Origin of the sequence: Enterococcus sp. DIV2453a, assembly GCF_050533535.1 — a bacterium.
Classification (GTDB): domain Bacteria; phylum Bacillota; class Bacilli; order Lactobacillales; family Enterococcaceae; genus Enterococcus; species Enterococcus faecalis.
Window position 1 is genome coordinate 2,340,253 of the sequence record NZ_CP172899.1, and the last position, 24,748, is coordinate 2,365,000.

General features: G+C 38.5%; 29 protein-coding genes. 2 read left to right on the forward strand and 27 right to left on the reverse strand.

Going from position 1 to position 24,748, the window contains the following annotated elements; all coding sequences use genetic code 11:
• Positions 1–117: 117 nt before the first annotated feature.
• Entirely contained in the window at positions 118–981 is an 864-nt protein-coding gene (locus IGK03_RS11345) for an aminoglycoside 6-adenylyltransferase (protein ID WP_010776112.1), read from the reverse strand.
• A 121-nt stretch (positions 982–1,102) separates the two neighbouring features.
• Between IGK03_RS11345 and IGK03_RS11350 the strand changes: the two genes are divergently transcribed.
• Together IGK03_RS11350 and IGK03_RS11355 are read left to right on the forward strand one after the other, a co-directional pair.
• Entirely contained in the window at positions 1,103–1,684 is a 582-nt protein-coding gene (locus tag IGK03_RS11350) for a YdcF family protein (protein ID WP_002359392.1), read from the forward strand.
• A 157-nt stretch (positions 1,685–1,841) separates the two neighbouring features.
• Positions 1,842–2,786, forward strand: a complete 945-nt coding sequence (locus IGK03_RS11355; protein ID WP_002382461.1) for an endo-beta-N-acetylglucosaminidase — start codon at positions 1,842–1,844, stop codon at positions 2,784–2,786.
• Positions 2,787–3,064: 278 nt separating this feature from the next.
• Here the strand turns inward: IGK03_RS11355 and IGK03_RS11360 are convergent, their stop codons facing one another.
• The 26 genes from IGK03_RS11360 to bgsA all read right to left on the reverse strand — a co-directional run bounded on the left by IGK03_RS11360 (position 3,065) and on the right by bgsA (position 24,662).
• Entirely contained in the window at positions 3,065–3,895 is an 831-nt protein-coding gene (locus tag IGK03_RS11360; RefSeq protein WP_025191999.1) for a DUF6287 domain-containing protein, read from the reverse strand.
• A 373-nt stretch (positions 3,896–4,268) separates the two neighbouring features.
• On the reverse strand, positions 4,269–4,988 hold the full coding sequence (locus IGK03_RS11365) for a YebC/PmpR family DNA-binding transcriptional regulator (RefSeq protein ID WP_002356305.1): 720 nt from the start codon (positions 4,986–4,988) through the stop codon (positions 4,269–4,271).
• Between the two features lie 86 nt (positions 4,989–5,074).
• A complete protein-coding gene (locus tag IGK03_RS11370; RefSeq protein ID WP_162782960.1) occupies positions 5,075–6,262 on the reverse strand; it encodes a nucleotidyltransferase in 1,188 nt (395 codons plus the stop codon).
• Between the two features lie 80 nt (positions 6,263–6,342).
• Complete coding sequence (locus IGK03_RS11375; protein WP_002356302.1) at positions 6,343–7,083, reverse strand: class I SAM-dependent DNA methyltransferase; 741 nt, start codon at positions 7,081–7,083, stop codon at positions 6,343–6,345.
• A gap of 1 nt (position 7,084) precedes the next feature.
• On the reverse strand, positions 7,085–7,423 hold the full coding sequence (rsfS, locus tag IGK03_RS11380; RefSeq protein ID WP_033072556.1) for a ribosome silencing factor: 339 nt from the start codon (positions 7,421–7,423) through the stop codon (positions 7,085–7,087).
• A gap of 46 nt (positions 7,424–7,469) precedes the next feature.
• The gene (yqeK, locus tag IGK03_RS11385; protein WP_002356300.1) at positions 7,470–8,060 is read right to left on the reverse strand and encodes a bis(5'-nucleosyl)-tetraphosphatase (symmetrical) YqeK; all 591 of its coding nucleotides are present in this window, start codon (positions 8,058–8,060) and stop codon (positions 7,470–7,472) included.
• Positions 8,038–8,697 (reverse strand): nicotinate-nucleotide adenylyltransferase, encoded by a 660-nt coding sequence (locus IGK03_RS11390; RefSeq protein WP_002379799.1) that lies wholly within the window; start codon positions 8,695–8,697, stop codon positions 8,038–8,040. The genes yqeK and IGK03_RS11390 overlap by 23 nt, the downstream gene beginning before the upstream one ends.
• 17 nt (positions 8,698–8,714) lie before the next feature.
• Complete coding sequence (yhbY, locus tag IGK03_RS11395) at positions 8,715–9,026, reverse strand: ribosome assembly RNA-binding protein YhbY (protein ID WP_002356298.1); 312 nt, start codon at positions 9,024–9,026, stop codon at positions 8,715–8,717.
• Between the two features lie 23 nt (positions 9,027–9,049).
• Positions 9,050–10,159: a ribosome biogenesis GTPase YqeH gene (yqeH, locus tag IGK03_RS11400; RefSeq protein WP_002381381.1), complete on the reverse strand. Its 1,110-nt coding sequence runs from the start codon at positions 10,157–10,159 to the stop codon at positions 9,050–9,052.
• A complete protein-coding gene (locus tag IGK03_RS11405) occupies positions 10,156–10,683 on the reverse strand; it encodes a YqeG family HAD IIIA-type phosphatase (protein WP_002356296.1) in 528 nt (175 codons plus the stop codon). The genes yqeH and IGK03_RS11405 overlap by 4 nt, the downstream gene beginning before the upstream one ends.
• Positions 10,684–10,904: 221 nt before the next feature.
• A complete protein-coding gene (locus IGK03_RS11410; RefSeq protein WP_002362363.1) occupies positions 10,905–11,693 on the reverse strand; it encodes an acetyl-CoA carboxylase carboxyl transferase subunit alpha in 789 nt (262 codons plus the stop codon).
• 1 nt (position 11,694) lies between these two features.
• The gene (accD, locus tag IGK03_RS11415; RefSeq protein WP_002356293.1) at positions 11,695–12,561 is read right to left on the reverse strand and encodes an acetyl-CoA carboxylase, carboxyltransferase subunit beta; all 867 of its coding nucleotides are present in this window, start codon (positions 12,559–12,561) and stop codon (positions 11,695–11,697) included.
• A gap of 94 nt (positions 12,562–12,655) precedes the next feature.
• On the reverse strand, positions 12,656–14,026 hold the full coding sequence (locus tag IGK03_RS11420; RefSeq protein WP_430602318.1) for an acetyl-CoA carboxylase biotin carboxylase subunit: 1,371 nt from the start codon (positions 14,024–14,026) through the stop codon (positions 12,656–12,658).
• Between the two features lie 7 nt (positions 14,027–14,033).
• Positions 14,034–14,459, reverse strand: coding sequence for a 3-hydroxyacyl-ACP dehydratase FabZ (gene fabZ / locus IGK03_RS11425; protein WP_002356286.1), 426 nt, complete (start codon positions 14,457–14,459; stop codon positions 14,034–14,036).
• Positions 14,460–14,462: 3 nt separating this feature from the next.
• On the reverse strand, positions 14,463–14,951 hold the full coding sequence (gene accB / locus IGK03_RS11430) for an acetyl-CoA carboxylase biotin carboxyl carrier protein (protein ID WP_002397489.1): 489 nt from the start codon (positions 14,949–14,951) through the stop codon (positions 14,463–14,465).
• Position 14,952: 1 nt separating this feature from the next.
• Positions 14,953–16,188 carry a beta-ketoacyl-ACP synthase II gene (gene fabF / locus IGK03_RS11435; RefSeq protein WP_010776117.1) on the reverse strand — a complete coding sequence of 412 codons (1,236 nt, stop codon included), beginning with the start codon at positions 16,186–16,188 and terminating at the stop codon, positions 14,953–14,955.
• Positions 16,189–16,206: 18 nt separating this feature from the next.
• Complete coding sequence (gene fabG, locus IGK03_RS11440; RefSeq protein ID WP_002356283.1) at positions 16,207–16,944, reverse strand: 3-oxoacyl-[acyl-carrier-protein] reductase; 738 nt, start codon at positions 16,942–16,944, stop codon at positions 16,207–16,209.
• Between the two features lie 3 nt (positions 16,945–16,947).
• A complete protein-coding gene (gene fabD, locus IGK03_RS11445; protein ID WP_010776118.1) occupies positions 16,948–17,877 on the reverse strand; it encodes an ACP S-malonyltransferase in 930 nt (309 codons plus the stop codon).
• A 32-nt stretch (positions 17,878–17,909) separates the two neighbouring features.
• On the reverse strand, positions 17,910–18,866 hold the full coding sequence (gene fabK, locus IGK03_RS11450) for an enoyl-[acyl-carrier-protein] reductase FabK (protein ID WP_010707125.1): 957 nt from the start codon (positions 18,864–18,866) through the stop codon (positions 17,910–17,912).
• A 136-nt stretch (positions 18,867–19,002) separates the two neighbouring features.
• A complete protein-coding gene (locus tag IGK03_RS11455; protein WP_002356278.1) occupies positions 19,003–19,230 on the reverse strand; it encodes an acyl carrier protein in 228 nt (75 codons plus the stop codon).
• Positions 19,231–19,282: 52 nt separating this feature from the next.
• A complete protein-coding gene (locus IGK03_RS11460) occupies positions 19,283–20,248 on the reverse strand; it encodes a beta-ketoacyl-ACP synthase III (protein WP_430602322.1) in 966 nt (321 codons plus the stop codon).
• Positions 20,249–20,263: 15 nt separating this feature from the next.
• Entirely contained in the window at positions 20,264–20,704 is a 441-nt protein-coding gene (gene fabT / locus IGK03_RS11465) for a fatty acid biosynthesis transcriptional regulator FabT (RefSeq protein WP_002362455.1), read from the reverse strand.
• 389 nt (positions 20,705–21,093) lie between these two features.
• Positions 21,094–21,324, reverse strand: a complete 231-nt coding sequence (locus IGK03_RS11470; protein WP_002379802.1) for a YkuJ family protein — start codon at positions 21,322–21,324, stop codon at positions 21,094–21,096.
• 100 nt (positions 21,325–21,424) lie between these two features.
• Positions 21,425–22,315 carry an NAD(P)-dependent oxidoreductase gene (locus IGK03_RS11475; RefSeq protein WP_002359377.1) on the reverse strand — a complete coding sequence of 297 codons (891 nt, stop codon included), beginning with the start codon at positions 22,313–22,315 and terminating at the stop codon, positions 21,425–21,427.
• A 72-nt stretch (positions 22,316–22,387) separates the two neighbouring features.
• Positions 22,388–23,611 (reverse strand): cell wall glycolipid biosynthesis glucosyltransferase BgsB, encoded by a 1,224-nt coding sequence (gene bgsB, locus IGK03_RS11480; RefSeq protein WP_010707124.1) that lies wholly within the window; start codon positions 23,609–23,611, stop codon positions 22,388–22,390.
• A 46-nt stretch (positions 23,612–23,657) separates the two neighbouring features.
• Complete coding sequence (bgsA, locus tag IGK03_RS11485) at positions 23,658–24,662, reverse strand: cell wall glycolipid biosynthesis glucosyltransferase BgsA (RefSeq protein WP_002359375.1); 1,005 nt, start codon at positions 24,660–24,662, stop codon at positions 23,658–23,660.
• Positions 24,663–24,748: the final 86 nt, after the last annotated feature.

Sequence of the window (24,748 nt, forward strand, 5' to 3'; positions counted from 1 at the left end):
GTTTATTTCTTAGAGTCTAGGCAACAAACAACTGCGGTGATCTACAATCAAAAAAACTTCCCTTTCTCTCGCAGATTAATTTTTTCAATTATACACTATTTTTACGTTGTTTTCAGCTTATTTTCCTTGTAAATCCTTTAATCTTAAAGAATTTGTATACTCTGTGACTTTTTTTGCTTCTTGTAAATGATACGTAAACTGGGCCATTTTAGCAAAATCCTGAGCGACGACGTCAAAAAAGGCTTGTGTCTTTATTAAGCTGTTCCAACAAGCTTCTTTACTAGAAAAATCCAGCAACGATGCTAATTGATCCATCGTGTCAGGAGTGACATAATTTTTCAGATACTTAAATTGTTTCCCAACAGAAATTGGCTCCGGTTCCTGCCAAGCCGCTTGCCAAGAAAGCAAGCGCAACAGTTCCTGCTGACAATATTCATAGAGATGTGTGACAGCGTAAAATAGTTCATTCCGACAAAGCCCCTTAACTACATACGTACTAACCCACCAAAATTCATTGCAACAATCGTTAAATTGCTGCTGATTCGGAACTGTTACTGTATAATTTTTATCAGATGCTACAGGTAAAGGTGGCAAATTTTCATCTTTGTCTAACAAGATAATTGCTAAAGAATCGCCTTCATGCCAATTGTCTTTTTCTGCGAGAGGACACAACGTTAAATCGATACGTTGACCATCTTCAAATAACATTAAAAATGTTTCCCGCGTCTTCGGTTCTGTGGGAAATAAGGTCATTTCCTTGGGACGTTGCATAATTAATGGTTGACCAAATTTTGCTGTCCACGTTGCTGTTTCAAAAAACTCAGCACATGGTTCTACAATATAAACAATGTCGAAATCTTGAAAACTATCTTTTGGCGCTTTCACATTCGTACGAGAACCCACCATTCCCACGGCTCGAATGTGTTCTTCTTGTTTTGCTACATCCATAATAAGTTGAAACATTTCTTCTTCTGTACGCATTCACTCGCTCCCTCTCTTCAAAAGTTTCTATTAAAACATAGATTTTTTTATAAGTCTTTTGTTTTCTATCGCTTTTTCTATGGTACTTCGTATACACTAACATTACAAGGAGGGATGTTTCATGCATTGGTTAAAAATAACAAGTTTATCCATTGTCAGTTTTGGCTTTTGTATTCTTTTGATTTTAGGTCTACTTATTTTTACTGGCAAAAATACGCAACCCACCGATAAACCAGATGCTATTTTAATTTTAGGGGCCCGTGTTTTAGGGACGTCTAAAGAAACCGCACTGCCCAGCCGTGTTTTGCAAGCTCGGTTAGATGTGGCTATCCCCTATATTAAACAACACCCCGAGACACCCGTTATTGTTAGCGGAGGGCAAGGAGCAGATGAGCCGGCTACGGAAGCCGCGGTTATGAAACAATACTTGCTAAATAAGGGTGTTCCAGAAAAACAGATTCTCTTAGAAAATCGTGCCACACGCACCAAAGAAAATATTGTCAATTCACAAAAACTCCTTTCTTTTAAACGGCTAGTGATTGTTACTAGTGACTTTCACATGTATCGCTCGCAACTTTTAGCCAAGCGAGCAGGCATCTCAAATGTTTCAGGCATCACTGCGGCTTCTTCTTTTCCAAAAGATATCAAAAATTTTGGTCGAGAGCTGCTTTCTTTAGGCTATGCCTTACTCTTTGATTGGTAAAAGAGCGTCCTTCGCAAGACCATTTTGCGAAGGACGCTTTTATATTCTGTGGATTTGCTCACTTTTGTTCTCTTCTTCTTGTGTTTAAATTATAAAAATGATAACATATCTTTGTTAGCGCTTACAAATAATATTTATTTTATAGGAGGAGAAAGTTATGGGGCATCAATTGAGCACTCATTTTTTTAACAAGAAAACAGGGATTATTTCAACTTTTTTAAGTTTGATACTTTTAGTCGGTGGTTTACTGTTTGCACTACCTGCATTTGAAGTACAAGCAGCATCAACTGTTACACCTAAAACAGTCATGTATGTAGAAGTAAACAACCACGATTTTAACAATGTGGGAAAATATACTTTAGCTGGAACCAATCAACCTGCTTTTGATATGGGGATTATTTTTGCAGCCAATATTAATTATGATACGGTCAATAAAAAACCTTACTTATATCTAAATGAACGGGTCCAACAAACTTTAAACGAAGCTGAAACACAAATTCGTCCAGTTCAAGCACGCGGCACTAAAGTCCTATTGTCTATTTTAGGCAACCATGAAGGCGCTGGCTTTGCTAACTTCCCAACTTACGAAAGTGCGGATGCCTTTGCAGCTCAATTAGAACAAGTCGTTAATACGTATCATTTAGATGGTATTGATTTTGATGATGAGTATGCTGAATACGGAAAAAATGGAACGCCTCAACCAAATAATTCTTCGTTCATTTGGTTACTTCAAGCCTTAAGAAATCGCTTAGGCAATGATAAATTAATTACTTTTTATAATATTGGACCAGCGGCTGCGAACTCTTCTGCTAATCCTCAAATGAGTTCTTTAATTGATTATGCTTGGAACCCTTATTATAGTACCTGGAATCCGCCACAAATTGCGGGGATGCCTGCTTCTCGTTTAGGTGCTTCTGCCGTTGAAGTTGGTGTCAATCAAAATCTAGCTGCGCAATATGCTAAACGTACGAAAGCGGAGCAATATGGTATTTATCTAATGTATAACCTCCCAGGAAAAGATTCATCTGCGTATATCTCGGCGGCGACACAAGAACTTTATGGTCGAAAAACGAACTATTCACCAACTGTTCCAACACCTTAATATTATCTCGTGTCTACAAGCGCCAACATGTAAAGAGTTAAAAGCCAGCTTACTACAAGCTGGCTTTTTGGTATCTTGAGCGAATCGTTTTACACAAAAAAAGACCCGCCCTTTGGGTAAGGACGGGAAAGGAGTTAAAAATGAAAAAGTGTTTTGTGTTGTTAAGGTTGTTTGTTGATATGCTTATATCTTACAAACTAAATGTGAAGATTTTGTGATCATTTCATTCTTATTTTGCTACTTTTATAGGAATTAAATAGATTGCCACGAGACTATCTTTAGTTGCCTTGTGCATCCGTTATTCTGACTGCTCCTTGTGGTGTTACTCTGAAAAAACCGACAGTCCCAGTCCCTCCATTTGCAACCATCTGTTTCGATTGGGCTCTAAAAAAGAAGTCATTTCCATTCATACCAAAAAATCCAAGGTTCGTATCATCATTTTCTGCATCAGTCAGTGTACTTCTGATACATGCCTCTGCTTTTTCTTGTGTATCGATGATTTTTGCCTCTTCATTTTGGTCTTGAATTTCCTCTTCAGAAGAACGATAGTAATACTCTTCCGCAGGATAATTTCCACTATCTTGAGTAATTAACAATCGTGGTTTCGTCTTATCCGATTGGTCGCCGTTAGGATTTTCAACACCAATTTTATATAATAATAACGCAGCACCAGTAGGCCCCCACCTAATACTTAAGCTTGTAATTGGTCGCGACTCATCAGTAGGTGAATCCTTCGTAATCATTCCTCCGGTATTTGTACTACCATCAGGATGAATGATCAAACTCTCTCCTTTACCATTTTTCCATGTTCCAACTAAAGTAGTAAAATCGCCAGCATTAATCGCTGTAGTATCTAAATCAGCTACAGTTAGCTGACTATTGTTTTCATCAGCTGTCGGCTCTTCATTTTTCACTGATTCGTTAGACTCGACACTGCTGCTCGCTTGTTCGTTTGTCTTATCAATTGTTTCACTTGTTTTTTCATTCGTCTCTTCAACTTTAGAGGATGCCTCAGTTGAAGCGGTTACTTTCTTTTCTTTTGGTTCCCGACAAGCAGTTAATGATAAAACCGCTAGCCCGACAAAAAACGCTAGCATTCCCTTTTTCACGCCTATTCACCCCGTTCAATGATCTATCTTACTAGACTATTGTACTATTAATTCAACTGTTTAGACAAATATTTATGGAACAGACAAAAGTTGAACCTGTCATTGAATGCTTTGTGTCACATGGACTTATCAATCAACTTTCTTTTTTCTATATATTATATGAAAAAAAAAGAGCCTGGGACAAAAATCACTTTGGATTTTTGTCCCAGGCTTAAAAATTGATAAACGGCGGGAACAGAAGCAACTCCTTCGGAAATAAGCCGAAATTCTCCAAAAATTATAGAACAATTTTCGGAAATTCCTTCTTATTTCTCGGAGTTAAACGCTTCTGTCCCGACCTCTTTCTAAATCTTAAAACAAACGAACAAATGGATTATTCAGGTAAATCTACATTATGATGAACTTTTTGAACATCTTCTAAATCTTCTAAAACGTCTAACATTTTTTCAAAGTTCGCCAAATCGTCGCCTTCTAATGTTACTTCGTTTTGTGGAACCATTTCTAACTCAGTAACCGTGAATTCTTCAATGCCTTTTTCTTTTAACGCTTCTTGTGCATGGTGGAAATCTTCTGGTTCTGTGTAAACGATAATTTGACCGTCTTCTTCAACAACATCGCGAACATCAATGTCTTTTTCCATTAAGTATTCTAAAATTTCATCCGCATCGTCACCAGCAAAGCCAATGATACCTGTATTATCAAACATGTAGGAAACAGCACCGCTGACACCCATGTTTCCGCCGTTTTTACCAAATGCGGCCCGCACATCTGCTGCTGTTCGGTTCACGTTGTTTGTTAAAGCATCAACAATGACCATTGAACCATTTGGCCCAAATCCTTCATAGCGTAATTCAGAATATTGTTCATCTGCTGAACCTTTTGCTTTTTCAATAGCGCGATCAATAATATGTTTTGGTACATTGTATGTTTTGGCGCGTTCGATTACAAACCGTAATTTTTGGTTTGCATGAGGATCAGGGTCTCCTGACTTCGCTGCTACGTAAATTTCAATCCCGAATTTTGCATAAACACGGCTATTGTTTGCGTCTTTGGCAGCTTTTTTCTCTTTAATATTTGCCCATTTACGGCCCATATTCTCACTTCGCTTTCTCTGATTTGTTGTTAGTATCTTATCCCTTGTTTATTATACTGGGGAAACTGATTTTTGTTAAGTATTTTTTAGGTATCTGGCGAAAATCGTAAGGGAAACCGACCAAAATTTTGTTCTTTTAAAGAAGAATCTCCCATCTGGTATAGTTGATTGGCGCGAATATCTAACGAAAGCATTGCGCGGTTTTCTTTAGATACTTTGGAAATTACCGGCAATTGAATCTGTGCTTTGGTTTCTTTTAGATAAGCTTGTCCCTTTGACGTAAATCCTAGCACATGGAGATAACTGTTTTGCCAAACAGTTTCAACTTCTTCTTTGGTCATATTTAACAATATATAGGTTGCTAATCGTTGCAATCTTGTCCAAGTATAACGCTTCGTTTTCATACGTTCCATTAATTCGTGAAAAGAACCTGCTGCTTGGATTTGATCTTTTAGTCGATATTCAAGTCCTTCCGTCATTTGGTAAATGGCTTGTAACTCTTCTAACGAGGATTGAACAATTTTATACTTTAGGAAGGGCCAATAGTTTTCCCATGAAATCATTGTCTGTGTTTGTAAATGTTGTGCGGTTATAGAAGGAACCGTTGGCAGCACTTGCGTTATTTCTTGTTGAAAAACACTTTGCCTAATCGCCGTGGCGCTAGCAACTTTCCCAGAAATCGTTGCATCATGAAAGCCCGCTTGTTTTCTAGCAATTGGGTAGAGCGTCATCGGGGTTGGATACGTGGCATTTTCCTTTGCATAACTCATCCCCAAAATATGATTAGGCGAAGAAAAATCAAACCTGCTTTCAGGATATACTTGACGAAAAACAGCAGTCATTTTTTGTGGATAACTCAATTGTTTGTCTGTCAATGCGTGGAACGTTTGATCAATTAAGGATTGATTTTCTTGGACAAACTGGCCGAAAGCCGCATAATCAATTGCGCTTGTACTATCTGTTCCAAAACATAAGCTCTCACATTGCAACGCCTGCAATAACTTTATACCGCCTTTGGCAAAGTAATCCGCAGACTGTACCGACCAAGCTGTCGGCAATTCAATGACTAAATCCACACCATTTTGCAAAGCTTCTTCTGCTCTGGCCCACTTATCTAGTAAGGCTGGTTCTCCTCTTTGTAAAAAATTTCCACTCATTATAGCAATCACTACTTCAGCTCCGCTTTGTTGGCGAGCTTGTTGGGCATGATAGCGATGTCCATTATGAAAGGGATTATATTCCACGATAATGCCACAGGCTTTCACTCTAGCCACCTCCGTTATAAAAAAATGGACTTATCAGCAAAGAGACAAACGTTTTTAAGCGCTGTCCCAAGCTCATAAGCCAAATCTTATTAATCTCTTTGACAAACAAAGAACCAGCGTTCACTTGTTTCAGTTGGTGCTTCATCTGTAAAATCTGCATAAACTTTGACATTCATGAAACCAGCACTTTCTAACATTCGTAGATAGTTATCTAACGAATAGGTTCGTTCTTGATGCAATTCATCATACCGAACAAAGTGTTCATCTGTTTCCTGTTCTTTCACAAAAAATGTTAAGAAATGTTCGATGCTGTGTTCTTTTTCACCAGCGTAACTATCCCATAGAAAAGCAAATTCTTCTGTTTGATAATGATAGCTATATTCTGGAAAAACTGAATCAATTTTGTAAGTAGAATGAACATCAAAAATGAACGTTCCTTCCTCTTCTAACGCTTGATAAACTTCATCGAACACTTGTTGTACTTCTTGGCGATTAGCCATGTAGCACAGTGAATCAGAAAAACAAGTGATGGCTTGGTATTGTCCCACTTCAGATAAATCTAGCATATTTCCCTGAACAAATTGAACTGGCACTTCTTCTTCAAAAGCTCGTTCACTAGCAATCATCAACATTTCTTCTGATAAGTCTAAGGCTGTCACATCGTAACCACTTTTTGCAAAATCAACTGCTAAAGCGCCTGTACCACAAGCCATTTCAAGAATTTGTTGGGTTCCTTGTGGGAGATGACGATTGGAAAAATCCAACCATTTTTGGTATAGGCTTTCGTCCATCACTTCGTCATAGACGAAAGCAAACGTTTCATAGGCCATTTTAGTCGACCCAAGCGCTTAGATCAACCATTGGGGCATCTGACCATAATTTTTCTAAGTTGTAAAAGGCACGTTCTGAAGATTGGAATACATGGACAATAACATCGCCTAAATCGATTAAAATCCATTTTCCGCCTTCTTTACCTTCCACACGCTTGACTTCTACTTGATTTTTGGCTTCTTGTTCGTTAATTTCATCAACAATCGCATTGATTTGACGTTCACTATTGGCTTGGCAAATTAAAAAATAATCTGCTAATAATGAAATCTCTCTTACGTCTAATGCGACAATTTCTTCTGCTCGTTTTGAATCTGCTGCTTTGACAGCAATTTCTAAAATTTTCTGGCTATCTATGATAGTTCCCTCCTAGTAATTCTTTCTTCTTTTATTTTTGATTAACGACCCATTGATTGTAGGTCTCTAACGTTTTTGGATAAATTTTATGTTCTTGTTCAATCAAATGTAACAAGGTATGTTTCGTTTCATAAGCAACCGCTGCATCTAAGTCAACAAGGGCAATTTCACGGGCTTCTTTCACACCTGGAAAATCACGTCCTGGTTCAATGTAATCTGCGACATAAATAATTTTATCTAGCAAGCTCATCTTAGCAGCCCCAGTTGTATGCACACGAATTGCCTGCAAGATTTCTTCGTCATCAATGGCTAATTCCCGTTGAACAATATCCGCCCCAACTAAGCCATGCCAAATTTCATTGCCATAGTTTAATAAAGCCAAATCAAAACCATCTCGGCGAATAATCAACTCGAATTCATCGTTTGGACGTTCTTTGGCGTAATCATGCGTCAAAGCAGCAATACTGGCTTTCGCTTCATCGGCACCATATTTCGCTGCCAAGGCCACAGCTGTTTCCTCGACTCCTAACACATGGCGAAAGCGACGTTCACTCATTTGCATTTGAACTTTTTGCATTAATAATTCACGTTGTGCAGCATCATAATTTGTTATCCAGCTCATCTTGATACAGTCCCTTCTCTTGAATATAGTTTATCACATTCTCTGGAAGAAGATAGCGTGTTGAGCAACCACTTTTGACTTTTTGTCTAATCAAAGTGGAACTAATCGCCATCTGCGGAACATCGACCCAAATAATTGGATAGGTAGATTCCGTTGGATAATTAGGACGCCGAATGCCGACAAATTGAACTAAATGGAGTAAGTCATCAATCCGATGCCATTTGGGCAAGTATTCCACCATATCTCCACCAATTATAAAATAATAATCAGTATCTGGATTGGCTTCTTTTAAAGCTTTCATCGTATCATACGTGTAACTTTTGCCTTTGCGAATTAATTCAATTGGCTCAATATCTAAGCAGGGATTATCAGACACCGCTAGTTCTAACATTGCTAACCGATGTTCGCTGCTAATTGTTTTCTTTTCGTCTACATGTGGTGGTAAGTACGTAGGCATTAAGTAAACTTTGTCCAAACCTAGTTGATTTTGAACTTGATCGGCCATGACAAGATGTGCTAAATGAACGGGATTAAAATTACCACCTAACAAGCCGACTTGCTTTCTTGTTTGAAAACGTAACGGTTCCTCTTGCAAGAGAACGTCCGCTCCTTGACGCGCTTGTCTTTTTTCTCCCATTGTTCATCCCTCCAATATTAAATCTCTTTGACTGCTGCTGAAATTTTTTGATATTTTTCTTTACTTGATGGCTTGAATAAGACCAACACGCGACCAATAATTTGTACCACATCGCAATGAATGGCTGCTGTTAGTTCTTCTGCAACCTCTTCTGCTACTTCATCTGTATTTTGTAATAACGTAATTTTAATCAATTCACGTTTTTCCAACGCTTCATCAATTTGTGTAATCATTGCGTCATTCAAACCACCTTTGCCTACTTGAAAAATAGGTTGTAAATGGTGTGCCTGACTACGTAAATAACGTTTTTGTTTTCCTCTAAGTTTCAAATTGTTTGCCTTCTCTCTAAAATTTAAATTAATGCTTTTCTACGTAAAACATCGACACCTTTAGGCGCCCAACCAGCGACTACACCAGGTTCTGTGACAGTAATCCAACCCAGACCAGCAAACACAATATCCGTTTTTTCTTTCACGGAAAATTCAAAGCGCACTAATTCAGGAAACTCAGCGACTTCATCGGCACGTGGAGGCTGCAATAAGCCACCAACATGTTTTTCATAAAAAGCATCGGCGGTTGCTGTTTTTGTTCGGTGTAAATTTAAGTCATTGGAAACGTAGGCAATGAAGGAACTTTTAGCACCTTGGACATAATCAAAGCGAGCCAAGCCACCTAAAAACAAGGTTTGTTCAGCATTTAATTGGTAAACTTTTGGTTTGATTTCTTTTTGCGGTGCAATAATTTTCAAGTCTTTTTTACCTAGGTAATGTGCCATTTGATGACGGTGAATAATTCCCGGCGTATCGATTAAGAAGTGGCCATCGTCTAATGGAATTTCAATTTTATCTAGCGTTGTTCCAGGAAATTGTGATGTCGTAATCACATCTTGAACACCCACTGTTTGTTGAATGATTTGATTGATTAATGTTGATTTTCCAACATTGGTCACACCTACGACATAAACGTCTCGGCCTTCACGATATTTTTCGATTGTATCTAATAACTCTTGCATTTCTTGTGGTTTCTTGCCACTTGTTAGTAAAACATCAACAGGGCGTAATCCTGCTTCATGGGCCCGTTCTCTCATCCATTGAACCATTTTAGGTTTTTTTAATGATTTAGGCAAAATATCCACTTTATTGCCAACTAACAACACAGGATTATCTCCGATAAAACGATGTAGTCCTGGAATAAGAGAGCCATTAAAGTCAAAAATATCCACTACGTTCACAATCAGTGCATCTTCTGTTCCTAAACCATTCAATAAACGTAAAAAGTCATCATCTGTTAATTGGACATCTTGAATGTCATTATAATGTCTTAAGCGAAAACAACGTTGGCAATAAACTTCCCCTGTTTCCATTCCTTTTTCGAAAGCTGTTTTTGGTGTATAGCCTAATTCATGAGGATTTTCCGTTTGGATAATCGCACCACAGCCAATACAATGAATTGCCTCTGTCATTCTAATCCGCCTCTCCATGTCATTTCTGGATGTTTTTTTGATAAGTATTTCATAATTTTCCGTTCAAAGAACCGATTGATTCTAGTATTCCAGCCATCTGTATCGACAATCGGTTGAACTAAAACATTGCGTATACCCGCTGCGTTAGCTCCCCGAATATCTGTCATAATCTGATCGCCGACCATTAACATTTCAGATGGCTTCAAGCCTAATTTTTTTTCTGCTAATTTGAAGCCACGTGCGGTTGGTTTCAAGGCACGTGCTACATAATCTAAGTCAAACTTTTCAACAACGCGTTTAATCCGGCTGTCTTTGTTGTTTGAAACAACAAGGACGGTAATTCCTGCATTTTTCATCTCTAATAACCAAGTTTTTAATTCTTCTGTTCCATCGGGATTATTCCAAGCAATTAACGTATTATCTAAGTCAGTTAGTACTGCCTTAATCCCCAGTTTTTTTAATTGTGCGGGGGTAATTTTATAAATCGCATCAATCATCCATGTCGGTTTATATTTTGAAAACATCGTGACTCCTCTCACTGACACTATGTAGTTTCTTCGATTTTAAGAGACTGAAACATAACTAAACAATTATGCTTCAGTCTCTACCTATTGTATTATACTGCATTTTGCTGAAAATTTCTATAAAGGACGGTCGTTCCTTGTAAAAGAACAAGTAAAATAAAAGAAAAAATAAAAAAAGCCACCCATCAACCCCTGAAAAGTTCGTTGATGAGTAGTAACTTCTAATATTTGCGAAAACGTTGGTATCTTTTTTCTAGTAATGTTTCCGTATCTAATTTAGCTAATTCAGTTAATTTTGAAATGAACGCTTTTTGTAACATGCGATTAATTTTTGCTTGTTCCAGAGGCTGACCGTTCATAACTTCTGGAATTACTTTATCTACAATAGCTAATTCCTTCAGCTCTGTCGCTGTGATTTTCATCAATTCTGCTGCTTCTTTCGCACGACTGCCATCTTTCCACAAAATAGAGGCGAAACCTTCTGGCGAAAGAACCGCATAAATCGTGTGTTCCAACATCCAAACTTCATCTGCGACTGCTAAAGCTAAAGCACCGCCACTACCGCCCTCACCAATGATGACTGAAATGATTGGCACTTTCAAATCAGACATCTCTAACAGGTTTTGCGCAATGGCTTCCCCTTCTCCCCGCTCTTCGGCACCAATCCCACAATAGGCACCAGCAGTGTTCACAAAGGTAATGACTGGGCGATTAAATTTTTCTGCTTGTTTCATTAAACGTAACGCTTTGCGATACCCTTCAGGATTAGGTGAACCAAAATTACGTTCAATATTTTCTGGTAGATTTCGACCTTTTTGGATACCTACCACTGTAACTGGTTTCCCTTGCAAAGTAGCAACACCACCGACTACAGCTAAATCATCGGCAAAGTAACGATCCCCATGAAATTCTAAAAAGTCCTCAAAAATTGCTTCTATATATTCTAAAGTTGTCAAACGATCTTGGGCTCTTGCCAAGGTAACAACATCATTGGCTGTTTTCTTTTCCATGTTAGCGCCACCCTTCCAAAGAATGTAAACGTAACAAGTCGCTCAATCGTTGACGCAAAAGATTTCTTGGCACAATCTGATCTACAAAACCATGTTCTAAAAGAAACTCGGCCTTTTGAAAATCATCTGGCAACTCTTGACGAATCGTTTGTTCAATTACACGGCGGCCAGCAAAACCGATTAAACTCTGAGGCTCTGCCAAAATAATATCGCCATCCATCGCAAAACTTGCGGTAACACCGCCAGTCGTTGGATCAGTCAATACCGTAAGATACAGCAAGCCTGCTTTGTTATGCCGTTGCAAAGCGGCCGAAATTTTCGCCATTTGCATCAATGAAAAAATTCCTTCTTGCATACGGGCACCACCAGATGCAGTGAAAATCACCACTGGTAAATGCTTTTCTGTCGCCCGCTCAAACAAGCGTGTGATTTTTTCACCAACAATCGTTCCCATACTGCCCATGATAAAATTAGCGTCCATGATTCCAATTGCAACAGCTTGTCCTTCAATTGTTGCTTCTCCCGTTAAGACAGCTTCATCTAGCCCAGTTTTTTCTTGCATTTTTTCAATTTTTTCAAGATAACCAGGAAAATTTAGTGGATCTTTTGTTACTAATTCACTGTCCCAATTGTGGAAACTCTTTTCATCAACGGTTATCGCTAATCGTTCCCATGCACCAATCCGAAAACTATAGCCACAATGCGGACAGATTTTTTCTGCACCCATTTCTTTTGTATACAGTGTTCGCTTACAAGAAGGGCATTTTGCCCACATATTATCTGGAACAGAAGGCTTCTTTGATGCATCATTTGCATCAGCACGATTTGGATTAATGCGAATGTAATTTTTCTTTTTAAATAATGCCATTTGCTTACTCCTCGTATTTTAGCGGCAAGAGCTCAGCTCCTTTCAAAAGATCACTGATCTTTCCAAGCAAGAGAGCTCTTGCGGCGTTCTTTCTTTAATGATTGCTTTCTGGCTCCCAATTTGGTAGAAATGTTTCTTGTAAAAAGCTTGTGTCATAGTCACCTGTCAAAACATTGTCATGTGTAATTAAATCTAATTGGAATTCGGCATTCGTAATAATACCTTCTGTTACAATTTCATTTAAAGCCCTTTGCATTTTCATCAAGGCATCAAAACGATTTTCACCATGTACGATGACTTTCGCAATCATTGAATCATAATAAGGCGGAATTGAATACCCTGAATACATAGCGCTGTCTACACGCAAGCCCATTCCACCACTAGGCAACAAGAGATTTTGAATTTTACCTGGTGAAGGAGCAAAATTAAAGGCAGGATTTTCAGCGTTAATTCGGCACTCAATCGCATGCCCAGTCATGGTAACATCCTCTTGGGTATAGCCTAAAGGTTCACCTGAAGCAATTTCTAATTGTGCTTTGACTAAATCAATCCCTGTTACCATTTCCGTAACTGGATGTTCGACTTGGATGCGGGTATTCATTTCCATGAAATAAAAGTCGCCAGCTGGATCCATCAAAAATTCAATGGTTCCGGCATTTTCATAATGCACAGCTTGTGCCGCTCGAACGGCCGTTTCGCCTAACATCTGACGCTTTTCTTCAGAAATAGCAATCGATGGTGATTCTTCTAACACTTTTTGATTATTTCTTTGTAGTGAGCAATCACGTTCCCCTAAGTGAATCACATGCCCATATTGATCACCTAGAATTTGCACTTCGATATGACGTGCTGGATAAATAATTTTTTCTAAATACATATCATCATTACCAAATGCGGCTTTGGCTTCTTGCTGCGCTGAAGTAAAGTGTTTCGGTAACTCTTCTTTTGAAAGAACTTTTCGGATTCCTTTTCCGCCACCACCAGCAGCTGCCTTTAACATCACTGGGTAACCAATTTTTTCAGCAATCGTCAACACTTCTTCGACAGAATCAATGACGCCATCACTCCCAGGAATAACAGGTACCTTGGCTTTTTGCATCAGTTGACGTGCGTTTATTTTATTGCCCATTGCATCAATCGTTTCTGCTTTAGGACCGATAAAAGTAATGTTACATTCTTCGCACATTGAAGCAAATTGACTATTTTCAGATAAGAAACCAAACCCTGGATGAATCGCTTCAGCATTGGTAACAATCGCTGCACTTAAAACAGCTTGAACATTTAAATAAGAATCAGTTGCTTTCGCCGGTCCAATACAAATGGCTTCATCTGCTAACTGTGTGTGTAACGCTTCTTGATCCGCTTCAGAGTAAACAGCAACTGTTTGAACGCCTAATTCGCGACAGGCACGAATAATACGAACAGCGATTTCTCCGCGGTTTGCGATTAATACTTTCGAAAACATTTTTCACCTATCCAATCATAAAGGTTAATTCAGCCTCGGCAACTTTTTTTCCATTAACTTTTGCCACACCTTTACCCATTCCAGCAGAAGCGCGGACTTTTAAAAGTTCAACCTCTAAAATTAATGTGTCGCCTGGTGTTACCTTTTGTCTAAATTTTGCTTTATCTAATCCACCAAAGTATGCCGTTTTCCCTTTGAATTCAGGCATTGAAAGTAATGCCACGGCGCCTGCTTGAGCCAACGATTCAATAATTAAAACTCCTGGCAAAACAGGATTCCCAGGAAAATGACCTTGAAAAACTTGCTCATTAACCGTTACATTCTTTTTCGCTACAACGCGTTCCCCAGGAATGACTTCTTCAACACTATCTAATAATAAAAAGGGATAGCGATGTGGTAAAATTTCTTGAATTTCTGTAATTGTTAATTTCATGTTTTATTCTCCTTTAGCAACTCGGAATAGCGGCTGACCAAATTCAACCACATCTTCATTGTTGACTAACACTTCGGTGATCACGCCGTCAACTGTCGCCGTAATTTCATTCATTAATTTCATCGCTTCAACGATACACACAACGTCACCCGTTTTAACAGTGTCTCCTACTTTGACAAAGTTCTCTTTATCTGGTGCTGGTTGTAAATAAACGATTCCTACAATAGGTGACGTAATTTCTTCTGTCTTTTCATTGGCTGTCGGTGTATTGGTTGGCGTTTCTTCAACGACAGAAACTGTTTCAACAGGCACTGACACACCACTAGCGGCTACTGGTGTTTCTTGTGGTTGCGCCACTGGTTCTACGGCACTTCGTCCAGAAACTGTATTTTTATTCATATATAATTCAAACGAGCCTTCTCGTAAATCAAATTCGGTTAAAGTTGATTGATCAAATTGTGTTAATAGTGCTTTTACTTCTTCTAACTGCATGTTAATCCTCCCAGCGTTTTAAGCAAATAACTGCATTGTGGCCACCAAAGCCTAGCGAGTTACTTAAAGCATAATCAAATTTATGCTCTTTGCTTTCGTTTAAAACAACGTTCACCGTAATTGCTTCATCTTGATTTTCCACATTAATGGTTGGCGGAATAAATTGATGTTGTAAAGCATTTAGGGTAGCAATTCCTTCAATTCCACCAGCGGCGCCTAAGAGATGTCCCGTCATACTCTTTGTACTACTTACATACGCCGTTTTTGCGGCATCACCTAAAGCCAATTCAATTGCTTTAGATTCTGCACTGTCATTAGCTTGTGTGCTTGTTCCATGGGCGTTAATATAGCCAATTTTTTCTGGAGAAATCCCCGCTTCTTCCATTGCTAGTACCATGGCTTTCGCTGCGCCGCTCCCATCTGGTGTTGGCGATGTCATATGATAGGCATCGCAATTAGCACCATAGCCAACCACTTCACCTAAAATAGTTGCGCCTCGTTCTAGAGCATGATCTAATGATTCTAAAATAAAGACACCCGCTCCTTCTCCCATCACAAATCCACTACGTTCTTTATCAAAGGGAATTGAGGCTTTTTCTGGATCAGTCGCCTTTGTTAAAGCGGTCAAGGAAGCAAATCCTGAAATACCGATTTCTGTAATAGGCGCTTCTGCTCCACCAGCAATAATGACATCGGAGTAGCCATGTTTGATATTGCGGAACGCTTCCCCAATTGAATGAGTTGCACTAGCACAAGCCGTCACTGTTGACGTACAAATTCCTTTGGCACCAACACGTAAAGCAATATTTCCCGCCACCATGTTTCCAATCGCCATTGGAATAAATAACGGTGCCACACGTTCAGGTCCTTTGTCGTGCATCCGAATTACTTGATTTTGAATTGTTTCCAAACCACCAATCCCGGAACCCACCATGACGCCAAACCGATCCACATCTAGTTGACTGGTATCCAAGCCACTCATAGCCATTGCTTCTAAGGCCGCATAAATGCCAAATAACGAAAACTTATCCATGCGTTTGCCATCTTTTTTAACAAAATATTTTTCCATTGGAAAGTCTTTCACTTCAGCTGCTAAGGTGACACCTGTTTCACTAACATCAAATTTACTAATCGGTCCGATACCATTTTCCCCTGTTTTCAAACTTTCTAAAAAAGTCTCAGGTTCATTGCCAATCGGCGAGGTGACACCGTAACCGGTAATAACTACTCGATTCATCCTTTTGACTCCTTTCGTTTATCCGTGCATGACTAAGCCGCCATCAACATTCACGACTTGCCCAGTAATATAGGGACTTTTAGCTAAGAATATCGCTGTAGCTGCGACATCTTCGACTTGCCCAAACGTTTGTAAGGGAATTTGCGCATTCATTTGTGTTTTAACTTTTTCCGATAAAACATCCGTCATTTCTGTTTGGATAAACCCTGGTGCAATCGCATTGCAGGTAATACCGCGCGGCGCAACTTCTCGTGCCACCGATTTAGTAAAACCAACGACACCGGCTTTACTCGCAGCGTAGTTTGCTTGACCAACATTTCCCATTAAACCAGAAACGCTAGCCATATTAATAATCCGACCACTTCGTTGTTTCATCATACGTTTAACCGCTTGTTGGGTCATGTTAAAAGTTCCTACCAAGTTAATATCTAAACAGGCATTAAAATCCTCTTTTGTCATTCGTAATAATAATTTATCATTCGTAATCCCAGCGTTATTCACCAGAATATCAATCGAGCCTAATTGGTCAACAGTTGCTTGAATCATCTCACCTGCTGCATCAAAATCGGAAATATCTCCAGAAAGGCCAATACATTTTACCCCAAAGGCTTCAATTTCTTGTCGTTGTTCTGGCGTAATCTCACTCCGACCGTTTAAAACAATATTGGCGCCCTCTTTCGCAAAAGCCAACGCAACTGCTTTGCCAATCCCACGAGTGCTTCCAGTAATAAATACGTTTTTTCCTGTTAATTCCATTTTTTACCTCCCAGTAAGTGCTGTTAACGTTTCTGTTAATGTTGCAACATCTTCCACACGGTGCATTTCAATTGTTTTGTCAATTTTTTTAACAAAACCAGTTAATGTTTTCCCTGGACCAACTTCAATCATCGTTCCTACGTTCATAGCCTTCATCGTTTCGATACTGTCTTCAAAACGTACCGCAGACATGACTTGCTTTTCCAATAACGCTTGAATTGCCTCTTGGGGCATAATTTCGGCAGTCGTATTACTAATGACAGGAATTTGCATCGTTTGAAAGTTCAATTTTGCTAAATCCTGAGCCAATTTTTTTGATGCTGGTTGTAACAGTGCCGTATGGAAAGGACCACTCACATTTAACGGAATCATTCGCTTCACACCAGCTTCTTTGAGAAGTATCATCGCTTGATCAACAGCAGCAACCTCACCACCAATCACGATTTGTTGTGGTGTATTATAATTTGCTGGAGCCACAATTCCGAAAGTACTGGCTTCTTGACAGGCTTTTTCAATTACTTCACGCTCAGCATTCATGACAGCAACCATTTTGCCAGTTCCTTGTGGTGCTGCGTCTGTCATGTACTGACCGCGCTTTTGGACCAAGGCCACTGCTTCTGAAAAACGCAAAGCCCCGCTGGCAACCAAAGCACTGTATTCCCCTAAGCTTAAACCCGCTACGACATCAGGTGTTAGTCCTTTTTGTTGCAAAAGACGGTAAAATGCGACACTGACTGTTAAAATAGCAGGTTGCGTATATTCTGTTTCATTTAAACGTTCATTTTCAGTAAAACAAAGTTCTGCCATCTCATAACCTAAGATATGACTTGCTTCATCGAAAGTTTCCCGAACAATCGCTTCTTGGTGATATAATTCTTCACCCATCCCTTGATACTGGGCTCCTTGTCCACTAAATAAAATCGCTGTTTTCATACGACACCTCATTTTTTGTTAAAATTATTCACTTAGCCCCAACGCTGATTCATCTTATGTACAATCGCTTTGCATTCAGACATGAGTGAATCAATGATTTCTTGGGCTGTTTCTTCTTTTTTTATTAACCCGGCAATTTGTCCCGCCATGACGGAACCGTAATCCATATCCCCGTCAACGACAGCTTTGCGCAAAGCGCCTTGACCAATCTTTTCAAACATTTCTAAATCAGGTACTTCTTTTTGAAGTTCTTGCTTTTCTAATTGATTATATTGAGCGGTTAATTTATTTTTTAAAGTACGCACTGGATGGCCAAAATGTTGACAGGTAATTACTGCATCTAAATCACGTGCCTTTAAAACTTTCTGTTTATAATCTGGATGAACGTTGCATTCTTTTGCAATTAAAAAACGTGTGCCTAACTGGACTGCTTCAGCACCTAACATAAAGGCAGCAACCATACCACGACCATCACCAATCCCACCTGCTGCAATCACAGGAATTGACACAGCGTCAACGATTTGCGGTAAGCCACTCATAGTGGTTAACTTGCCAATATGTCCACCAGCTTCCATTCCTTCAAAAATGACAGCATCGGCACCAATTTTTTCCATTCTTTTTGCTAAAGCAACTGAAGGAACTACTGGGATTACTTTAATGTTATGTTCTTTAAAGCGAGCCATGTATTTGGCTGGATTGCCCGCACCTGTCGTTACGACAGGAACCTGTTCTTCACAAACCAAATCGACAATTTCATCGACAAAAGGTGAAAGTAACATGATATTGACACCAAAGGGTTGCTCCGTTAATTCTTTAACTTTTTTAATTTCTTTTTTTACGACTTCTTTTGGGGCATTGCCGCCAGCAATAATCCCTAATCCACCAGCGTTTGACACGGCACTTGCTAATGAAGCATCGGCTACCCAAGCCATACCGCCTTGAAAAATGGGATAATTGATTCCAAGCAACTCACATAACTGTTGATTCATTGATTTTATACGTCCTTTAGTTCTAAGATAAGTACACTTCATTCAAGTAAAAAAGGATTTTTCCGGCTTATTTACTTGTTTTTTTAGGGACTGGGTCATTTAGCAATTAAATGTCCCAGCCCCCTATTTTCATGTATTAGTTTGCTTGTTGTTTTTCTACATATGTTACTAAATCTTGAACGGTTTGGATGCCATCTTCTGTTTCGATTTTCACATCAAATTCATCTTCGATTTCGTTAATGATTTGGAATAAATCTAAGCTATCCGCGTCTAATTCTTCTTGAATGTTTGTAGTTAATTGTACCTCTTCAGCATCTTTTCCTAATTCTTCTACGATAATTGCTTGAATTTTTTCAAATACCATGTGTATATTCCTCCAAAATAGTCATTTTCTTCATTTATATGTGAACAGTTTTTTACAGCGTTAGGAGCAGTGAGCCCCATGTTAAGCCGCCGCCAAATCCTGTTAGCACCACGCGTTGTTGGGAACCTAAAATTAAGGTCCCATTTTCAACTGCTTCATCCAACAAGATGGGAATGCTAGCAGCTGAGGTATTGCCATATTTATCCATATTCGTTAAAAACTTCTCGCGGGAAATCTTCGTCTTACGTGCAATTTTATCGATAATGCGCACATTTGCTTGATGTAGTAGAAGATAATCCACGGTTTCGTCCGTCACGAGTGATAAAATATTTTGTGAAACATCTTTAATCGCAAAATCAAAAATACTACGTCCTTCCATCTGTAGCGTCTTACTAGCCTGCTCATGCCCCTGATAAAAAGGACTTTCGTTGATCGTGTAGCCTGAAGTTAAAGCCGCCCACCGTTGTCCATCTGCTTGTAATTTTTCATTTAGAAAATGCGGTGTCTCAGCCGCTTCAATCAAGACGCCGGCAGCCCCATCACCGAAAAGCACCGCTGTGGAGCGATCGGTCCAATCCAACATTTTGGAAAATGTTTCGCCACCAATTACTAGACCTGTATGATAACGACCACTTAAGACTAGTTTTTCTGCCATGCTTAAGGCATAGACAAAACCAGAACACGCTGCACTGATGTCAAAAGCAAAGGCCTCAGTGGCGCCAATTGCGCCTTGCACTTGGCAAGCAACAGAAGGCATATTGAAATCTGGTGTCACTGTTGCAACTAAAATAAAGTCAATCTCACTTGCTTGCTTTCCAGATTTTTCCAATAACTGTTTTGCGACTTGATGACATAAATCAGACGTATTTTCTTGCGTAACGATACGACGTTCACTAATGCCTGTTCGCGAATGTATCCATTCATCAGAGGTATCCATCATTTCACTCAGTTGGTGATTCGTGACACAATTCTCTGGAACATAACGGCTTGTACAACTAATTCGTGCATAATTCTTCATGGGGATCCTCACTTTTTATTTGTATTCTTGCAAGAAATCATGAAGATTTTTTAGTGCTCTTAACAGCGCTTGTTCTTCTTCTTGCTCCATGCCTTTCAAAATGTTTTTAACCATTTCACGATGAAAATGCTGATGGACTCTAAAAAGTAATTTTCCTTTTTTAGTTAAGCCAAGCTTTACTACACGTCGATCATCTTCACTACGCAAACGTTCAACATAGCCTTTTTTAACTAAGTTGTTAATCGCTACAGTAAGTGTTCCGACGGTAATTGACAGTTCCTTGGCTACTTCTGAAGACGTTTTTTTCTTGTACATACCAATTGCTTCGATTGTGTGCATCTCCGTAATGGATAAATCATTAAATTGTGATTTTTTCAATTCAGATTCTTCAATCGTTAAGATGTCATTAAAGACACTGACTAAGTAATCGTTGACTGTTTCTAAATTAGGTTCCATTCTGTGCACCATCCATATACTTTGATTATCAAAACATTTGATGTTCAAACTATATCGTAAATAAGCAAAGAATGCAAGAGAATTTTCTATATTTTTAATGAAATATTCTTCAAATATTTCAAAAAAGGCGCATTTTCAAGGGACGAGGCTTTTAAAAAAAGGATCAATTACTTTGATACCCAAACTATTTTCACAGAAAAAGGAAAGAAGTGCAACTAAAAAGCATCACTGGCACTCCCCTGATTGAGAAGTGCCAGTGATTTTTGTTATATAATTCTTAAACTCCCACTAAGCTATTGCTACAACTTGACTGGATAATACGAGAAGAGAGTGAACCAGAAGCTTTGGTGCTTCTACTCCACTCCCTTATTAAAATGTAGGACGATTAATTATTGAATTAAGTCGTAAATTTCCATTGCTACAATATCGATGTTATCGAATTGATAGCTTTGGTGCGTATCAGATTCTGTTAATTCAAATGTTTCTGTTGATTTATCAAAACTTACAATACATTTCTCTACGCCTTCACGTTCAAAGCGGCGTACTTGTACTTCATTATCTGCTGCTTCGATCATTGCTTCCAGTCTCTTAATAATCGCCACAAGTTGTGAATGTTTCATCAGTGGGCCTCCTTTTGCAAACTAGTTCTGTACCATTGTAACAAAACATTGCCTAACTTGCATGATTTTTCGTCATTTTTTTTGATTTTTTTGTTGTTCTTTAATTTTTATTCGTTGGTTGCTTGCCATCTGTCCACCAAAGCTTAATTAAGGCCTGTGTGCCATCATTTTCAAACCCTTTATCTGCAAGGCTTTCATATAATTCTGTCGCTTTTTGCGTCGCTGGCAATGGAAGGTCAAGTTTTTTTGCTTCATCTAACGCAATCTTTAAATCTTTGATAAAATGTTTAACAAAAAAGCCTGGCGTATAATCTTCTTTTAAAATGCGCGGACCATAATTACTTAATGACCAGTTCGCAGCACTACCACCACCGACTGTTTCCAGAACTTTTTCTAAAGTTAATCCTGTCGCATTTGCATAAACGAGCATTTCAGTCAAACCGGTCATTGTGCCTGCAATCATTAACTGATTCGCCATCTTAGTGTGTTGCCCTTTTCCAGCTGAGCCGTGTAGCATAAACGTTTTACCAAATGTTTTGAAAATTGGTAAGACGGTCTCATAACTTTCTTGATCGCCACCAACCATAATTGTTAAAGTACCATTTTTAGCACCTAAGTCACCACCAGAAACTGGCGCATCCAACGCATGAGCACCCACTTCTGCTGCTTTTTTGGCAATCTTTTCAGCCAAGGTCGGCGTACTTGTGGTTAAATCTACTACTATTTTACCTGTAAGATCTGCTTGAAAAATCCCTGTTTCATTAAAATACACGCCTTCAACATCTGAAGGAAAGCCAACCATTGTAAAAATGATATCGCTGGCTTCTGCAATTGCTTTTGGTGTATCATACCAAACTGCTCCTTCAGCAACTAAATCATCTGTTTTACTTTTTGTTCGATTGTAAACATTGACAGATAAATTGTTTTTCATCATGTTACGAATAATTGATTTCCCCATGACACCCGTTCCAATAAAGCCGATTTTAGACATAGTAGCTTCCTCCGTTCTTAAAATAAAAAACTTTCCTCCTTCAGTATAAACGAAGGAGGAAAGTTTTGCAGTTTATTTTCTTAAAGATGTAAATTTTACTTTAATTTTTTTTATTGAGTCCGCATTTTCTTTTTCCATTTGAAGTTGATCAAAGTAAATCAATGTATCTTGATAAAATTCAATCATTTTGTTGCCAAAGTTTGTAGAAGAAATTTCAAATAATTTTTCATCTAAAATAGTTTGGTCCATTTTAATATTTGCTTGTATATAGTCAATCAATGTTGGGGCAAAATCACTGTCTGTCTTAAAAGTTTTGCCTAAGCTTTCATGATCAAATAAATTATTTAAATAGGCGTTCCCTTCTGCAACACATTGAACGCCAGCAGCCATCGCTTCTGTATAAGTTAAGCCTTGTGTTTCCGACGTTGAGGCGCTGACAAAATAGTCAGCAGCTTTATAATAAATAGCGACTTCTTCATTTGGCACTTCACCCGTAAATTGAACGTATTCACTAACTTCTAGTTCTTCTGCTAATTCTTTTAAATTCTCTAGATAGGGACCATTTCCAACTATTACTAAACGAGTTTGTGGTAATTTTTCAATAATTTGTGGTAATCCTTGAATAATTGCTTGAATATTTTTTTCATAAGAAATTCGACTTAACGATAACAACATAATCTGTTGCTCTTCAATACCTAATTGTTGACGCATTCCAGCGATCATTTCTTCAGTAATATCGGGACGTAAAAACTTATCAATTTCGATCCCTGTTGGAATAATTCTCATTGGTGCGGTCACTCCATAATCCCGTAATTTTTCAATTACACGTTCACTGGGACAAACAACACCTGTCGTATGATTTGTAAACACTCTTGAAAAGAATTTAACATGTGATGGACGGACAACTTTTCCTTTAGCAATATAATGTAAGTAATCTTCATACATCGTATGATACGTATGGATGACAGGAATTTTCATTTTTTTCCCAACCATTTTCCCTAAAATACCCGCACCAAATTCAGTATGTGTATGAATTAAATCTAATTCCAATTCTTTGGCAATTAAATAGGCGTACCACATGCCGCGAACCACTACTCGGCGATCTTTAAAAGATACGAATGGCACACTAGGCATTCGTATGACATCTTCTTCAAAATCAGTCGCGTTAGGATCGGTTGTCGTAAAAATATACACTTCATGGCCGTGCTTTTCTAATTCATCTTTTAAGGTCTTAATAGAAGTCGCTACCCCACTCACTTGCGGGAAATACGTATCAGTAAAAAAACCAATTTTCACTCTCATTACCTCCATTTCATCTAACAATAACTGCCTTCAAAATTTGTTAAGATAAGACTGTTTCGTAGACTTCTTTTAACTCGTAACCAATTTGCTTGATACTTCTTTGCTCTGCTACTTGATAGCCTGCTTCTCTAGTGCTAGGTATTTTCCCTTCTAATAAGCCTTCAATATATTTTTTAAATTCTTCAATAGAATGACCCATATAACAATTTTCATTAGCTACTAGCCAGCCTTGATAAACTGGAATATCACGCACTAAAACTTGTTGCTGACTAGCTAATGCTTCTAAGACAACAATTCCTTCCGTTTCTTCACGCGAAGGGAAAAAGAAGAGATTCGCTGCCGCATAGGCCCCTTCGATGACATCTCCTTTAATATAACCTGGGAAAATAACATTTTCTGGATGATCTTCTTTAACTAATTGTCGGATATTTTTTGGGATAGAATACATTGGTGTATCACCAAACCAAATAAATTGATACTCTGGTAATTGTCGTGCAACTTCAATAAAATCAGTGATTCCTTTGCGTTCAAAAAATAATCCCACACAAATAATTACTTTTTTCTCTTCATCTATTTTAAAATATTCTCGGAATTTTTGTTCCTTTTCTTCTGAAGGATAAAAGCGTGATAAATCAATACCATTTGAGATCGCCGAAATAGGCACTTTAATGCCATATCCTTCTAGCAATGTTTTAGAATACGGTGTTGGTGTAATTAAATGATCCGCTTTAGAATACAAACTGATAAGATATTTTTTTACTAATGGTGCTAGTTGATTAGACCCAATAAAGGAATTACGAAAGTCTTCTTCTGTCGAATGGGCATGATAAATAACTTTTTTTCCTAGTTTGCGTGCTTTTCTGACCATACGATGGCTATTTACGCCGTATGTATTAATATGCAATATATCATAGTCACTGCAATCAGCATCTAATGTATATTCTATTCCAACTTCAGAGAGCGCTCGTTTCTGGTGATCTAATGCTCGACCAATACCTGATTTAGCTAAGATTTTCTCACCTTCAAAATATAACAATATTTTCAAACCCGCTCCTCCTTTTCTGCTTTACTAACTATAATAAACACATTATACCATAGCTAAAATTTGATGTATTCATTCTTCGGTAGGAT